Raw genomic sequence first — 15,061 nt, 5'->3', positions numbered from 1 at the left:
TTGTCGCGACTGCTGGTCACGCGATGCTCCTTGTCACGCGCGGCCCGATGCCGCTGACGATGGTGTGCGGGATCGTCCCGGCCCAGCGGGCCCAGTCGTGGACGCTCGGCACCGCTCCCCCGCCGGGGCCGAACACGGTCGCGGACGTGCCGACCGGGAAGGACGCGGCGCCGGTGTCGATGACGATCTGGTCCATCGAGACGCGCCCGGCGACCGGGAAGCGGCGGCCGCGGACCTCCACGCCCGCCTCGGGCGAGCACTCGCGGGGGATGCCGTCGGCGTACCCGACGGGCAGGACGCTCAGATGGGTCGTCCGGCCGGTGACGTAGGTGCCGTCGTAGCCGACGGGCGTGCCCGCCGGGACCGCCGTCGTGTGGACGATCGGGGCGGTCAGCCGGGACGCGCCGTGCATCGCGACCGTCCCGGACGGGTCGATGCCGACCAGGCCCGCCCCGACGCGGACCATGTCGAAATGGGTCGCGGGATCGGTCAGCGCCCCGGACGTGGACGCCAGGTGCGTGAGCGGCGAGCCGAGCCCCGCGGCCTGGACGGTCTGGCGCGCCAGCTGCATAGCCGCGACCGCCGGGGCGTTCGCCTCGGGGTCGGCCCGGTCGGCGAGGGGAAGGTGGCCCATGAGTCCCGCGACGCGGATCCTGCCCGCCTCTTGGCCGCGCCGGGCGAGGTCGATCAGGTCGTCCCAGCGTTCGCGCGGGCAGCCGCCGCGGGACATGCCCGTGTCCAGGTGCAGGTGGACCCGGACGGGCGGGGAGGGCTGGGCGAGCAGCGCGTCGAGCTCGTCGGGCGACCCGACCGCGACGTCGACCCCGGCGGCCGCGGCCGCTTCGGCGTCGATGCCCGAGGGGTGCAGCCAGGTGAGGATCGGCACCGACAGCCCGGCCGCGCGCAGCACCGACGCTTCGGCGACGCTCGTGGTCCCGAGCCATCCGGCGCCGGCGGCGACGGCCGCGCGCGCGACCGTCACGGCGCCGTGCCCGTAGCCGCCCGCCTTGACCACGGCCATGATCATGCTCTGGGTCCGGGCGCGGATTCGGGCCACGTTCGCGGTCACGGCCACCGGCAGCGTCTGCAGGGTCGGCGCAGGCAGGACGCCGGGCCGAGATGCGGTCGGCGCCCGCTCCCCCGGAGCGTCGCCGGGACACTCGGCCGTGCGGTTTCGCAGCGTGCTGTGGTCCATGGGTCCACTGCACACCGGGGCCGGTTGCGGTGGCGTATGCGTTTTCCGATACGTCCGCGATAACCCGGTAGGTGCTGGTCAGTTGCGCGCGAACGCCTCGGCGTGGGCGGCGGCCCATTGTTCGAACGTGCGGGCCGGACGGCCGGTGAGGTCCTCGACGGTGGTGTTGACCTGCGAGTCGTCCAGGGAGCCGGTGACGTAGAAGTCGAAGTAGGCCTCGACGTACTCGGGCGGCATGGTGTGGGACAGCTCGGCGCGCGCCTCGTCGTCGGCCTGCGCCTCGAAGCGCAGGTCGCGGCCGAGGACTTCGGCCAGAATCCGCAGGCGGTCGGCGGGCAGCAGCGCCTCGGGGCCGGTCAGCCGGTGGACGCGTTCCCGGTGACCGTCCGCCAGCAGGGCCAGGGCGGCGACCGCGCCGATATCGGCCGGGTCGATGCTCGCGATCGGGGCCCTCGCGAACGGCGCGCGGACGACGTCACCGGCGGCCAGCTGCGCGACCCACTCCAGGGTGTTGGACATGAAGCCGCTCGGGCGCAGGATCGTCCACTCCAGCCCGCACGCGCGCGCGAGGGTCTCGGACTCGACCATGGAGCGGGTCACGGCGTTGTTGAGGTCGCCCGAACCGGCAGACGGCCCGGACAGCAGCACCACGCGTTCGACGCCGGCGACCGCGGCCTCGGCCAGCAGTTCCGCGGTGCGGTCGAAGCCGGGCAGCAGGAACAGGCCGGTCGCCCGGTTCACCGCGGCGGCGAAGGTCGCGGGGTCGTTCAGGTCGCCGGCCACCGCCTCGACGCCCGCCGGGAGGCGCTCCGACTCGCCGTTCCGGACCAGGGCGCGGACGCCGGCGCCGGCGGACGCCAACGCCCGGGCGACCTCGCCGCCCACGTTCCCCGTGGCGCCTGTCACCAGGATCATCTGCCCGCCTCCATCGCCGGAGCCGCCTGCCTGGCGTCGGAGTGCTCGCCGTCCGGGTGCCTGCCGTCGTGTGTCGAGGTCACGATCGCGTCCTTCGCTTGTCGCATGGCTCGGTGTCCTGCCTGGTCGGAGCGGTTCCGGGATCAGCGAGCCTCCGGTGTCCGCGCCAGGACGGCGCTGAGGGCGGCGGCGCCGTCCAGCAGGGCCCTTGATCTGCGGGTCAGGTCGGCGCCGCGTGCGGTGAGCGCTTCGGCGACGTCCTCCAGGCGGCCGCCGCGGCGCAGTTCGGGCATGAGGCCGCGCAGCGGTTCGATGCGGTATCCGGCCGCCCGCAACTGTTGCACGATCCGCGCGTCCCGCACCTGCGACGGGGTGTACCGGCGCGTCCCCTGCGCGGTGGTCCGGTCGGGGACGACCAGGCCCTCGGCGTCCCAGTGCCGCAGCGTCGAGGAGCGGACGCCCAGCGCGGCGGCCAGTTCGGAGACGGTCATCGCGTCGGTGCCGCGGACGTCGGCGATCGGCTCGCCGGAGATCGTCCGCACGGCCGCCTCGGCTTCGTGCAGCGCCCGGCGCTCGGCGTCCAGGCGGGCGTGCGCCGCGTCCAGCAGCGCCAGCATCCGGTCGGCGGGCGGACGGTGGACGGCCCGGACGATCTCCTTCGCCTCGACCGGCCCGACCGCGGCGGCCAGCGCGCGGTAGGCCAGCGCCGACCGGACATGGACGTCGCCATAGGAGCGGTAGCCCGAGGCGGAACGCACCGCCGGCGGCAGCACCCCGTCCCGCTCCAGGTTGCGGATCTGCTGCACCGAGTACCCCGTGCGCTCGGCGACGGCACCGGTCCGCATCGCCGCCGAGTTGAGACTTGGCACGCCCTGACCTCCCCGCCTTCCCTGTCACGTCTCCACTAGCACTTCAATGTAACGCTTGAAGGCATGAGCATGGACGAGATCATCGCCTTCGTGGACGCCCTCGGCGGCGTCCTCACCCTGCGGCCGGGTCCCGGTGACGGGACGCCGGAGCTCGCCTGGGGTGACGCCTTCTTCTACTACTCCCCCGACGGCGCCGTTCCCACCGCGACCCAGCCGTTCGCGACGATCGTGACCAAGAACTACCCCGGTGACGAGACGTCCGGCCTGGACCGTCCGGGCGCCTTCCGGGTGAACATCGCGGCGGGCCGGGACGAGTTCGTCCGCCGCCTCGGTCATGGGCCGGGCGCGCCCGCGGCGGCGCCTGATGCGGCGACCGATGCGGCGACCGATGGGGCGCGCGCGGCGGCGACCGACGTTCTGATCGCGCATCCGGTCTACGGGGCGCAGGCCTGGTTGGCGGTGGTCGAGCCGGGGCCGCGCACCGGGACGGCGGTCCGTGACCTGCTGCGACGCGCCCACGAGCTGGCGAAGAACCGGTACGAGCGCCGCGCGGCCGCCGAGCGCTAGCCGTCACTGCGGCAAAGCTCTGCCGGCGCCGCGTCGCGGTCCCCATGACAAATGTCATCGGCCGGTGGTGGATGAACTCACTGGGCCCGGTGGAGGCGCCGGAAGCACCATTGAGCCATGACGAACAAAGCAGCAGGAACCGCGAACGGAATGGACGACCCGAACCACGTGATCGCCTTTCGCCGGTTGAAGGCGCTCGTGGGCCTCTATGCGACCGTCAGCGTCCTCACCTTCGCCGGTCTGGTCGCCTACCGCGACTCGTCCTCGGTGACGCAGCCGGTGTGGGTGCGCATCAGCATCGTGGCGGTCAGCTCGCTGATCCTGTTCGCGCTGACGCTGCGCGCCGCCCGCGGCTCGCGGGGCGCGTTTCGGCGGCTGCGGATCCTGTCGGCGGTGATGCTGGTCGCGATCGTGGTGATCGTGTCGCTGCCCGGGATGTTCCCAGTGTGGATGCGGATCGAGCAGAGCGTCTGCGGGGTGCTGCTGCTCGCGGTGGTGGCGGTCTCCAACGGCCGCGGCCTGCGGACCCGCTTCGCCCGATGACCGGGCGGGACGTCCCCGGGAAGCGGCGGCGGTGTTAGCGTGCGGACCATGGACCAGGCCGCGGACGCACCGGCGGAGAGCGGGTCGCCAGGAGGCGACCCGCTTCGCTGGGCGCTCGGCTGGCGGCGGGCGCTGCTCGCCACCGGAATGTTCGTTTATCCCTTCGTTTCCTTCATCGGCGTGACGCAGTTCTCCAAAGGCGCGGCGGCGTTCACCGGATATGCGATCGGGCTCGCTTTCTGCGTCGTTTACGCGATGGCGGCGGTGGCGTTCGCGCAGCATTCCGAACGGCGTTTCTGGCCGCTGCTCGCGGTGCTGACCGTGCTGTTCGCCGCCGAGCTGCCGTTCGCGCGGACGCAGGCGTTCTACCTCCTCGCCGTCATCGTGTCGTTCCTGGCGCTGACGCATCCGCGCCGGTTGCCGCTCGTCCTGGGCGGTGCCGTCGCGCTGACGCTGCTGGTGCCGTGGGCGGTGCGTCCCTGGCACACCGGGCCGGGCTGGCTGGAGGCGGCGATGGTGGCGTTCACCGCGCTGGTCGTGCGCGGGTACGCCGACCTGGCGGGCGCGAACCAGGCGCTGCTGGAGGCGCGCGCCGAGGTGGCGCGGCTGGCGTCGGACGCCGAGCGGAACCGCATCGCCCGGGACCTGCACGACCTGCTCGGGCACTCGCTCACCGCGATCACGGTGAAGAGCAACCTGGCGCGGCGGCTGGCCGAGGGCGGCGCGGACCGCGCGGTCGCCGAGATCACCGAGGTGGAGCGGCTGTCGCGGCAGGCGCTCGGCGAGGTGCGCGCCGCGGTGTCGGGGTACCGCGAGGTGACGCTGCCGGGCGAGCTCGCGCGCGGCCGGGAGCTGCTGCGCGCGGCGGGCGTCACCGCCGACCTGCCGTCCGCGGTGGACGTGGTGGACCCGGCGCACCGCGAGCTGTTCGGCTGGGTCGTCCGGGAGGGGCTGACCAACGTGGTGCGGCACGCGCGCGCGACCCGCTGTACGGTCACCCTGTCGGCGGCGGAGGTGGAGATCGTGGACGACGGTGTGGGCGGCGCGTCCGGGCCGGGCAGCGGCCTGACCGGGCTGCGCGAGCGCGTCGCGGCGGCGGGCGGCCGGGTGGAGTCCGGACCGGCGGAGCCGCGCGGCTGGCGCCTCCGCGTGACCGCCGGCACCGCGGGTTCTCACGGTGCGGGTTCGGGGGGCGTGTCGTGACGGTGCGGTTGCTGCTGGCCGATGACCAGGAGCTGATCCGCACCGCGCTGGCGGCCCTGCTGGACCTGGAGCCGGACTTCGAGGTCGTCGCGCAGGTCGGGCGGGGGGACGAGGTCGCCGCGGCGGCCGAGCGGGAGCGTCCGGACGTGGCGCTGCTGGATGTGGAGATGCCGGGCCTGGACGGGCTGGCGGCGGCCGCGGTGCTGGCCGCGCGGGTGCCGGACTGCCGGGTGGTCATCGTGACGACCTTCGGGCGGGCCGGGTACCTGCGCCGGGCGATGGAGGCGGGCGCGGTCGGGTTCGTGGTGAAGGACGCTCCGGCCGAGGCGCTCGCCGATGCGATCCGCCGGGTGGCGCGGGGCGAGCGGGTGGTGGATCCGGCGCTGGCCGCCGCGACGCTGGCGGCGGGCGCGTCCCCGCTGACCGCGCGGGAGCGGGACGTGCTGAACGCGTCCCGCTCGGGCGCCAGCGTCGCCGAGATTGCGGGCAAGCTGTTCCTGTCGGAAGGGACCGTCCGCAACTATCTGTCCGCGGCGATCGCGAAGACCGGAACCCAGAACCGGATGGAGGCGCTGCGGGTCGCCGACGACCGCGGCTGGCTCTGAGCCGCGACCGCCGGCTTCATCCCGCCGTCCCGGACGGCGGGTGACCGCGCCGCCGGTCAGCGGCTGACGGCCTTCTGGTACTGGCGGGTGGCCAGCGGGACGAACACCGCGAGCAGCGCCGCCGTCCACAGCACGGACGCCACGATCGGGTGGTGCAGCGCCCAGGCGTGGCTGTGCTGGGTGACGTTCGGGGAGGCGTTGCCGAAGCACACGCGGGCGGCCTGGGTGACGGCCGAGACCGGGTTCCACTCGGCGAAGAACCGCAGCGGCCCGGGCATGGTCGCGGAGTCGACGAAGGTGTTGGCGACGAACGCCAGCGGGAAGATCAGCATCGTGGAGGCGTTGCTGAACACCTCGGGGCTGCGCATCGACAGCGCCAGCGTCGCCATCACCCACGACAGCGCGTAGGTGAACATCAGCAGCACCAGCATCCCGAGCAGCGCCTTGGCCGGTCCGCTGTGCACGCGCCAGCCGACGACCAGTCCCATCGCGCTCATCACGGCCAGGCTGACGACGCCCGCCAGCAGGTCGCTGGTGGTGCGGCCGACCAGCACGGCGGACGGCGCCATCGGCAGCCCGCGGAACCGGTCGATGATGCCCTTCTGCAGGTCCAGCACCAGGCCGTAGCCGGTGAGGGACGCGCCGAACGCGACGGTCTCGGTGAACACCCCCGCCATCATGTACTCCCGGTAGGAGATACCGGGAATATGGATGGCGTTGCCGAAGACGTACGCGAACAGCAGCACGAACATGATCGGCGTCAGCACGACCATGCCGATGAGGTCGGGGTTGCGGCGGGTCTTGATCAGGTTGCGCCAGGCGATGGTCCCGCCGTCGCCGAGCGCGGTGGTCAGCGCGGTCATCGTGCGTGCTCCTCTCGATCGGCGCGTCCGGCGCGTCCGGACGGCCGTCCCGGCGCGGCCAGGGCCGGTTCGCGGCCGTCGTCGGGGTTGGGCGGGGCGTCGGCGGTGTGGCCGGTGAGGGACAGGAACACCTCGTCCAGGGTGGGGCGGCGCAGGCCCACGTCGCGGACGGCGACACCGGCGGCGTCCAGCAGCCCCAGGGCCCGGGCGAGCGAGTCGGCGCCCTCGGCGACCGGGGCCATGACGTGCGCGCCGTCCGCGCGGACGGGCCCGGAGGCCAGCGGCGCGAGCGCCCGGCAGGCCGCCTCGACGGCGCCCGGGCCGGGCGCGGTGAGCTCGATCCGGTCGCCGCCGATGCGGTCCTTCAGCTCGTCGGCGGTGCCGGTCTCGATGACGCGGCCGTGGTCGAGCACCGCGACGCGGTCGGCGAGCCGGTCTGCCTCCTCCATGTACTGGGTGGTGAGCAGCACGGTCGTGCCGCCGGAGACCAGGTCGGCGATGGTGTCCCAGAGCGCGGCGCGGGCGCGGGGGTCCAGGCCGGTGGTCGGCTCGTCCAGGAACAGGACGGGCGGCTCGGCGACCAGCGATCCGGCGAGGTCGATGCGGCGGCGCATCCCGCCGGAGTAGCCCTTCAGGGGGCGGTCGGCGGCCGCGGTGAGGTCGAAGCGCTCCAGCAGCTCGCGGGCGCGGGTCCGGCTGCGGCGGCGGCCGAGGTGGTAGAGGCGGCCGATCATCTCCAGGTTCTCGGCGCCGGTGAGGTCGTCGTCCACGGCGGCGTACTGGCCGGACACGCCGATGCGGGCGCGCAGCGCGCGGGCGTCGGCGACGACGTCCAGGCCGGCGACGGTTGCGCGTCCGGCGTCCGGGCGGACGAGGGTGGTGAGGATGCGGACGGTGGTGGTCTTGCCGGCGCCGTTCGGACCGAGCAGGCCGAGGACGGTCCCCTCGGGGACGGTCAGGTCCAGCTCGTCCAGGGCGGTGTGGTCGCCGTATCTCTTGGTGAGGCCCTCGGCCACGATGGCGTCGGACATGGGGGCTCCCTCGGTTCGGGCGCGTCCGCCGGGAGGACGGGCGCGCGGACCAGATGCGGGGTGTTGGATGCGGGGGCGGCGCCGGGTTCCAGCGCCGGGTTCCAGCGCCGGGGTCAGGCGGGGGTGTCGGCGAGGTCGGCGGCGCGGTGCACGTGGATGTCGCCGTAGGAGGTGCGGGCGTTGACCTCCAGCACGTCCTCGCCGGGGGCGGGTTCGCCCGACGCGTCGTCGACGAGGTCGGTGCGGACGCCGCCGTAGAGGGATCGGGCGTCGAGCCAGGCGGCGGTGCCGCGGCGGATGCCGATGTCCAGGCCGCCGGCGGAGGTCTCCATCGTGACGGTGCCGCGCACGGCCTCGCCGATGCGGACGCTGCCGTAGGCGGTCGTGGCGGTGACGCCGGCGAGGGCGAGGTCGACGGTGATGTCGCCGTAGGCGGTCTTGGCCTTCAGGTCGCCGCCCGCCTCGCCGACGGCGATCTCGCCGCTGCTGCTGCGCGCCTCGGCCGGGCCTCCGACGCGTCCGAGGCGGATGCGGCCGTAGGGCGAGACGGCGGTGGCGGGCCCGGTGGTGCGGGCGATCCAGACGTCGCCGTTGCCGGTGTCGGCGTGGCAGGAGGCGGCCTCCTCGACGCGGACGTTACCGTTGCCGGTGCGGATCCGGACGTCGCCGAGGCGTCCCTCGCAGCGGACGGCGGCGTTGGTCCGGACGTCCAGGTCGGATCCGGCGGGCAGGTCGAGGACGACGTCGATCTCGCCGGGCCAGTTCAGCCAGGAGCGCCAGCCGGTGGCCTGCTCGGTGGTCGACACCGACAGGTGCCCGTCGGCGTACTCGACCTCGACCCGGTTGGCGGACTCCACGTTCGCGGCCGAGTTCAGGTCGGCGGGCCGGACGGTGACGACGGTGTCGGCACGGTCGGCCGCGCGGACGCGGACGGTCGCGACGGCCAGCCGCAGCTCGGCGGTGACGGGTTCGGGCGTGGTGTAGGTCGGCATGGCTCCTCCTCCTCCGAGGATGGTCTGGTCAGCGCACCCAGCCGCGCACGTGCGCGCCGAACGTCGGCTTGCCCGCGGACGGGCGGCCGGCGGGCGACTCGTCCGCGCGGGTGGTGCGGCGGGTGTCGCGGTCGGTGCCGCGCTGCGGTTCCAAGGCGGCGGCGACGGCGCGGACAAGCCAGGCGTTGACCGACAGCCCGGCGTTTCCGGCGGCGGCCTCGATGCGTGGTTTGAGGTGCTCGGGGACGCGCAGGGTGATGCGCGCGGTGCCGCCCTCGTCGGTCTCCGCACCCGCGCCGGTGTCCGCGCCGGGCTCGGCGGGCGGTTCGGCGGCGATGGCGCTGGGCGGCCCCTCGGCGGGCATCGCGGACGGCGCGGGGGCGGCGTCCCCGGCCGGCTCTTCGGGCGGGGGCGGGGTGACGACGAAGTCCGGGTCGCGGCCGCGCAGCCGGACCTCGACCGAGCCGGGGGCGAGATCGGTGGTGATCTCGCCCGCGGCCCCGGCGAGCGCCTCCAGCAGCACCAGCCGGGCGGTGGAGTCCAGCGGGGCGGTGAGCCGCTCGGCCAGGGCGCGGGCCTCGGGCCCGCCCGCCTCCGCCGCCACCGCGAGGTCGCGGCGGAGGCGTTCGACATACGGAGTGAGGTCCATGACGCCATAATGACGTCCTTATGACGTCACTCGCAACGCCTGGCCGCAAAGTGCCAGGTAAAAACCCTCCCGAGTGTGGCGTCAGCGGTGACGCCACTGACGTCACCGGGTCAGAGGATGACGACCAGTCCGGCGGCGAACACCAGGTACAGCACGCCCGTCCAGGCCAGGCGGGCGGGTGTCAGCCGGTGCGCGCGCAGCGTCGCGAGCAGGTAGACGATCGCGACCATGGTCATCGCGCCCGACCAGACCAGCGCGTGGTCGAACCTCCACGGCGTGAACAGCAGGCCGAGCCCGGACGGGACGGTCGCCTGGATCATCATCGCGCCGGAGATGTTGGCCAGCGCCAGGCTGGTCTTGCCCTGCCGGACCCAGATCACCGCGTTCATGATCTCCGGCAGCTCGGTCGCGACCGGGGACAGCAGCAGCGCGGTGACCGCGGCGGGCAGCCCGATCATCGGGCCGATCGCGTCGAGCTGGTGCACGAACAGCTGGGAAGCGAAGAAGATCACGGCGAGCGTGGCCAGAGTCTGCACGGCGACCGCCCAACCGGCCGGGACCTCCCGGCGCGGCTGCAGCTTCAGCGGGTCGAGCTCGTCGTCGACCGGCCCGTCACCCTCGCGGTCGTCGCCGCCGCTCATCTCGCGCCAGAAGTAGACCGCGTAGACGGCGAAGAACAGCACGCCCAGCCAGGGCTTGAAGGCGAAGGCGACCAGGCCGAGGCCGACCTTCACCACGAACACCGCCAGGAACCAGCGCTGGTCCTTGGCCAGCCGCGCCGCCTCGGCGGGATCGGTGAGCACCTCCCCCGCCCCCGTCCCGCCAACGGTTCCCGAAGCCGCGGACGCGCGCGAACCCGAGCCCGTGGACGGGGCCGGGACGGCGGCGGCGAGCTGCGCGCGGGCGCGGGTGCGGCGGTTCCACAGCAGGGCGAGGCCGGTGACGGCGTAGGCGACGGTGGCAAGGGCCAGCGGGCCGCCCATGGCGGCGCCGACGCCGATGTCCTTGCCCCGCTCGCCGTCGCCGGTGGTGACGGCGACCAGGGTGACGACCGACTCGGGCAGCGCGGTGCCGAAGGCGGCGAGGATGGTCCCGACCGCCATCCGGCCGACGTTCAGCCGGCGGCCGAGCCACTCGACGGCGTTGACGAACCATTCACACGACAGATAGATCGCGACAGCACAGGCGATCAGCAGGACGAAGTGCCACACGTCCGGTACCCGCTCCTCCCGCGTCGCCGGGGGTTCGAGGCCGGGGGGCCGCTCCGGGGCGTCCGCGGAGACCTCGATCCCGGCCGGTGACGCGTCTGGTCATCGACAAAGGGATCGAAGGTCTCGCCCGTCCGCCTAGGCGGACCCGGCCACCGGGAGCGGGGCTCCAGTGTGTCGACGACCGGTTCGCAGGGCTACTCCCCTTCGCGCCTGCGACTCTACCGCATGGCGCCCGGACCGCCGCCGACGCCGCCGCCGGGCGGCCCGCGCCGCCGACCGTTCGGCGGCAGGCACCGGCCGATCACCCCCTCCCCGTTTCGGTCTCCAGAGGTGCGCAGTTATGGACAGACCGTATGCGGGGAGCCGGGGATGGTGACGGGGCCGGAATCAGGACGGCAAATCCCGGTCAACCCGCATGTCCCGGCAACGGACGTTCGGCAGGATCCCGTCACGATGCGTGCGGGCCCGGCGTACCGATGACGCCGGGACTCCGCGCCGCAGCACGGCCCGCCAGGGGCACCGCGTCGCGCGGGCCGCCGGGCGCGGGCCGCGGCGCGGGCACGACCGAGACGGCTAGGTACGGGGGCGCGGATGGCGACGGACACGGTGACCGGTTTCCGGATCCCGGAGATCTCCCTGCCCTTCCCGGGCCCGGTGCGGCGCGGCGACGCCGAGCGGCTGCGGGCCGGGGTGTGCGGGTGGGCCGAGGAGCGCGGGCTGGTGGGGCCTCGGGGCCGGGCGCGGCTGGAGACGTCCCGGCTGCTGGACCTGGGGATCGCGCTGACCGGGCGGGCGGACCCGGACCGGGCGGCGGTGCTGATGGGCTGGTTCCTGTGGGTGCTGCTGCTGGACGACCGGGTGGACGACGGCCCGTGGGCGGCCGGCGGCGTGCTGGCGGAGTTCTCGGCATCGGCGCTGGCGGTGCTGCGCGCCGATGCGAACACCGGGACGAACGCCGAGGCGAACGGCGAGGCGAACGGCGAGACGGGCGCCGGGGCTCTGGACGATCCGATGCTGGTCGTCCTGGCCGAGGATCTGTGGCCGCGGACGTCGGCGCTGGCGGGGCCGGCATGGCAGGAGCGGTTCGCCGGGCACCTGGCGCGGCACCTGACCGCGCAGTGCTCGCTGGTGGAGCGGCGCGCGAGCGGGCGGCTGCCCCGACTGCCGGGTTACGTCGGGCTGCGCCGGGACCTGTTCGGCGCGGACGTGTTCTTCGACCTGTTCGAGGCGGTGGACGGGATCGCGCCGCCGGACGATGCGGTGACCGCGGGGCTGCGCGCGGCGGCGGCTGACGTCATCGCCTGGACCAACGACCTGTTCTCGGTGGAGAAGGACCTGGCGTTCGGGGAGCGCGCGAACCTAGTGCTGCTGCTCCGCGAGCGTCATGTTGGAACGCTCCAAGAGGCGGTGGACGCGGCCCGGACCCTGATCTCGGCGCGCGCGGCCGACTTCCAGATCCTGCGCCGCGGCCTGCCGCGCGGCGCGCGGGACGCCGGACGGCTCGCCGACCGGCTGCGGCGGGCGATGCGAGCGTCGCTGGACTGGCACCGGTCGGTTCCCCGGTACCGTCCGCGCGCGGCCGCGGCGGTCGCCGCGTCCGGTTCGGTGGCGGGCGGGTCGGGCGGGCCGTCCGGTGCGGGCGGCGGCTGTACCGGGCGCGGGTCGGAGGAGGTCGATCCCGCGCTGACGCCGCCGAGCCTGCTGTGGCCGGAGTTCGAACGCGACCCGTACCCGCTGTACCGGCGGCTGCGCGAGGAGTTCCCGGTCGTCCGGGACGAGCCGATGGACGCCTGGCTGGTCAGCCGGTACACCGACGTCCGGGCGGCGCTGTCCGATCCGCGCTTCAACTCGCACAACTACGGCTGGCAGCTCGCGCCGATGTTCGGCCGCACCGTCCTGCAGATGGACGGCCGCGAGCACGCCGCGCACCGCTCGTTCCTGACACCGGCGTTCCGGGGCCGGGCGCTGACCTGGCTACGCGCGGCGATCGAACGCACCGCCGCCGACCTGGTCGCCGATCTGGCGTCCAAGGCGCGGCGCGGTGACGGGGTGGTCGATCTGGTGGACGGGTTCTGCCACCGCCTGCCGATCGCGGTGGTGGTGACGGCGCTCGGGCTGCCGGTCGGGGACGCGCCGCTGTTCCAGGACTGGTACCAGGCGGGGTTCTCCTACCTGAGCAACTACCGGCAGGACCCGGCGCTGCTGGAGCGCGGCCTGTCGTCCCGGGACGAGCTGTACGCCTACCTCGCCCCGTACGTCGCGCGGCGGCGGATCGCGCCCGGCCGCGACCTGCTGTCGGTGCTCTGCACGGCCGAGGTGGAGGGCGAGCCGCTGCCGGACGAGATGGTCATGGGCTTCTGCGGGATGCTGCTGGGCGCGGGCGGGGAGACGACCGACAAGGGGATGCGGTCGCTGCTGGCGAACCTGCTGGACCATCCGGACGCGCTGGCCGGGCTGCGCGCCGCCCCGGACGGGCTGGCGGCGGCGTGGGTGGAGACGCTGCGGCGCGATCCGCCGGTGCAGGTGGTGCTGCGGCAGACCGAGGAGGCGGTGGACCTGCCGTCCGGACGGGTGCCGGGCGGCGCGACGGTCGCGTGCCTGGTCGGAGCGGCAGGCCGGGACCCGGAGCAGTTCGCAGATCCGGACCGGTTCGATCCGTCCCGGCTGGCCGATGAGCCGGACCGGCAGTTCACCGCGGCGGCCGGGCACCTGTCGTTCGGTGCGGGCCGGCATTTCTGCCTGGGGTCGCAGCTGGCGCGGGCCGAGGCCGAGATCGGCGTCCGGACCCTGCTTGCGGCGCTCCCCCGGCTGCGCTGGGCCGACGGCTTCCGCCCGCAGTACGGCGGCCTCCTCACCCGCGCGCCGGAGGAGCTGCTGGTCACCTTCCGCTGACCAGCCGCCGACCCCGGCGGCGGGACGCATCGAGTCACCGGGCGCCGGGCCAGGCGGCAGGGACGCTTCGAGGCCCGGCGAAACGTCCGTCGGCGACGCTGGGCCAATGGGTTCCCCAACAGAGATCCGGACGGAGACCAGGGAGATCGACGGCGGAAGGGCGCGGCGGGGCGCGGCGCTGGCGGTGGTGTGCGCCGGGATGTTCCTGGTGCTGCTGGACGTCACGATCGTCAACGTCACGCTGCCCGGCATCGGCCGCGCGCTCGGCACGGGCGTGGCCGGGATGCAGGGGGTGGTCGACGGCTACGCGGTCGCGATCGCCGGGCTGCTGCTGGGCGGCGGCGCGCTCGGCGACCGGCTGGGGCACCGGCGGATGCTGGTGGCGGGCCTGCTGCTGTTCGGTGCGGCGTCGCTGGCGTGCGGGCTGGCGGCCGGGCCGGTGTCGCTGGTCGCGGCGCGGGCGGTGCAGGGCGCGGGCGCGGCGATGCTGCTGCCGGGGAGCCTGGCGGCGGTGACCCGGATGTTCCCCGATCCAGGCGAGCAGGCGCGGGCGATGGGGGCGTGGGCGGCGGTGTCGTCCACGGCGCTGCCGGCCGGTCCGCTGCTGGGCGGCGTGCTGGTGGACGGCCCCGGCTGGCGGTGGATCTTCCTGCTGAACGTGCCGATCGTGGTGGCGGCGGTCGCGGGCGTCCTGCTGCTGGTCCCCCGGGACCCGGCGGGTGGGCGGCAGCACCGGCGCCTGGACGCGGCGGGCCTGGTGCTCGCGCCGGTCACGCTCGGCGCGCTGGTGTGGGCGGTGATCGAGCTCGGGCACGGCGACCGGTCCGGGGCGCTGGCGGCGGCGGTCGCAGCGGCGGCCGGGGCGGTGGCGCTGGTGCTGGTGGAGCGGCGGGCGGCCGATCCGCTGTTCCCGTCCGGGCTGGTACGGGCTCCGGCGTTCCTCGGCGCGAACGGCGCGTCGCTGGTGATGAACCTGGTCACCAACGGGACGCTGTTCGTGGTGACGCTGTGGCTGCAGCAGGTGCAGGGCCGCTCGGCGCTGGCGGCCGGGGCGCTGCTGCTGCCGATGGCGGTGCCGCTGGTGCTGCTGGCGCCGCTGAGCGGCGCGCTGAACGCGCGGTTCGGGCCGCGCCTGCCGGTGCGGACAGGGATCGTGATCGCGCTGTGCGGGACGCCGGCGCTGCTGTTCACCGGCCCGCACTCCCCATACGCGGTGCTGCTGCCGACGCTGGTCCTGATCGGGATCGGGGACGGGCTGATCACGGCGTCGGCGGTGTCGGCGGCGATGCGCACCGCGCCGCCCGCGCTTGCGGGCCTGGCGGGCGGGTTCAACAACACCGCCCGGCAGGTCGGGACGGCGCTCGGCGCGGCCATCTTCGGGTCGGTCGCGGGGTCGCCGCTGGACGGCGCGGCCTTCGCGAGCGGGCTGCACATCCTTGCGTGGGTCAGCGCGGCGCTATGGCTGGCGGCGCTGGCGGGCACGTCCCTGATCCGCCTCTGATCCGTCTCTGATCCGCCCCCGAGCG

The 15,061-nt window shown here is 74.7% G+C and carries 14 protein-coding genes; 6 read left to right on the top strand and 8 right to left on the bottom strand.

Annotated features, from left to right (window positions below; translation table 11 throughout):
* Positions 1-16 precede the first annotated feature (16 nt).
* The 3 genes from alr to FHU30_RS41855 form a co-directional block, all read right to left on the bottom strand.
* Positions 17-1,195, bottom strand: coding sequence for an alanine racemase (alr, locus tag FHU30_RS41865; protein ID WP_253883294.1), 1,179 nt, complete (start codon positions 1,193-1,195; stop codon positions 17-19).
* 78 nt (positions 1,196-1,273) lie between these two features.
* Positions 1,274-2,110 carry an NAD(P)H-binding protein gene (locus tag FHU30_RS41860; RefSeq protein ID WP_253883293.1) on the bottom strand — a complete coding sequence of 279 codons (837 nt, stop codon included), beginning with the start codon at positions 2,108-2,110 and terminating at the stop codon, positions 1,274-1,276.
* Between the two features lie 143 nt (positions 2,111-2,253).
* Positions 2,254-2,979, bottom strand: coding sequence for a MerR family transcriptional regulator (locus tag FHU30_RS41855; RefSeq protein ID WP_253883292.1), 726 nt, complete (start codon positions 2,977-2,979; stop codon positions 2,254-2,256).
* Positions 2,980-3,042: 63 nt separating this feature from the next.
* Between FHU30_RS41855 and FHU30_RS41850 the strand changes: the two genes are divergently transcribed.
* From FHU30_RS41850 to FHU30_RS41835, 4 genes are all read left to right on the top strand, one after another.
* The gene (locus FHU30_RS41850) at positions 3,043-3,546 is read left to right on the top strand and encodes a DUF6194 family protein (RefSeq protein ID WP_253883291.1); all 504 of its coding nucleotides are present in this window, start codon (positions 3,043-3,045) and stop codon (positions 3,544-3,546) included.
* Between the two features lie 117 nt (positions 3,547-3,663).
* The gene (locus FHU30_RS41845; RefSeq protein ID WP_253883290.1) at positions 3,664-4,089 is read left to right on the top strand and encodes a hypothetical protein; all 426 of its coding nucleotides are present in this window, start codon (positions 3,664-3,666) and stop codon (positions 4,087-4,089) included.
* 48 nt (positions 4,090-4,137) lie between these two features.
* Positions 4,138-5,292, top strand: a complete 1,155-nt coding sequence (locus tag FHU30_RS41840; RefSeq protein ID WP_253883289.1) for a sensor histidine kinase — start codon at positions 4,138-4,140, stop codon at positions 5,290-5,292.
* Positions 5,289-5,897 carry a response regulator transcription factor gene (locus FHU30_RS41835; RefSeq protein ID WP_253883288.1) on the top strand — a complete coding sequence of 203 codons (609 nt, stop codon included), beginning with the start codon at positions 5,289-5,291 and terminating at the stop codon, positions 5,895-5,897. The genes FHU30_RS41840 and FHU30_RS41835 overlap by 4 nt, the downstream gene beginning before the upstream one ends.
* Positions 5,898-5,953: 56 nt before the next feature.
* Here the strand turns inward: FHU30_RS41835 and FHU30_RS41830 are convergent, their stop codons facing one another.
* The 5 genes from FHU30_RS41830 to FHU30_RS41810 form a co-directional block, all read right to left on the bottom strand.
* A complete protein-coding gene (locus FHU30_RS41830) occupies positions 5,954-6,760 on the bottom strand; it encodes an ABC transporter permease (protein WP_253883287.1) in 807 nt (268 codons plus the stop codon).
* Positions 6,757-7,791 carry an ATP-binding cassette domain-containing protein gene (locus FHU30_RS41825; protein ID WP_253883286.1) on the bottom strand — a complete coding sequence of 345 codons (1,035 nt, stop codon included), beginning with the start codon at positions 7,789-7,791 and terminating at the stop codon, positions 6,757-6,759. The genes FHU30_RS41830 and FHU30_RS41825 overlap by 4 nt, the downstream gene beginning before the upstream one ends.
* Before the next feature lie 113 nt (positions 7,792-7,904).
* Positions 7,905-8,783 (bottom strand): DUF4097 family beta strand repeat-containing protein, encoded by an 879-nt coding sequence (locus FHU30_RS41820; RefSeq protein WP_253883285.1) that lies wholly within the window; start codon positions 8,781-8,783, stop codon positions 7,905-7,907.
* 28 nt (positions 8,784-8,811) lie between these two features.
* Positions 8,812-9,432, bottom strand: coding sequence for a toxin-antitoxin system HicB family antitoxin (locus FHU30_RS41815; protein ID WP_253883284.1), 621 nt, complete (start codon positions 9,430-9,432; stop codon positions 8,812-8,814).
* 110 nt (positions 9,433-9,542) lie between these two features.
* The gene (locus FHU30_RS41810) at positions 9,543-10,643 is read right to left on the bottom strand and encodes a sodium:calcium antiporter (RefSeq protein ID WP_253883283.1); all 1,101 of its coding nucleotides are present in this window, start codon (positions 10,641-10,643) and stop codon (positions 9,543-9,545) included.
* Between the two features lie 591 nt (positions 10,644-11,234).
* Between FHU30_RS41810 and FHU30_RS41805 the strand changes: the two genes are divergently transcribed.
* Both FHU30_RS41805 and FHU30_RS41800 read left to right on the top strand, forming a co-directional pair.
* Positions 11,235-13,535, top strand: coding sequence for a cytochrome P450 (locus tag FHU30_RS41805; protein WP_253883282.1), 2,301 nt, complete (start codon positions 11,235-11,237; stop codon positions 13,533-13,535).
* A gap of 106 nt (positions 13,536-13,641) precedes the next feature.
* The gene (locus tag FHU30_RS41800; RefSeq protein ID WP_253883281.1) at positions 13,642-15,036 is read left to right on the top strand and encodes an MFS transporter; all 1,395 of its coding nucleotides are present in this window, start codon (positions 13,642-13,644) and stop codon (positions 15,034-15,036) included.
* Positions 15,037-15,061 lie beyond the last annotated feature (25 nt).

The organism is Actinomadura rupiterrae, assembly GCF_024172125.1.
Lineage (GTDB): Bacteria > Actinomycetota > Actinomycetes > Streptosporangiales > Streptosporangiaceae > Spirillospora > Spirillospora rupiterrae.
The sequence above is the reverse complement of the archived record's forward strand: the minus strand, read 5'-3'. Positions and strand labels throughout refer to the sequence as shown.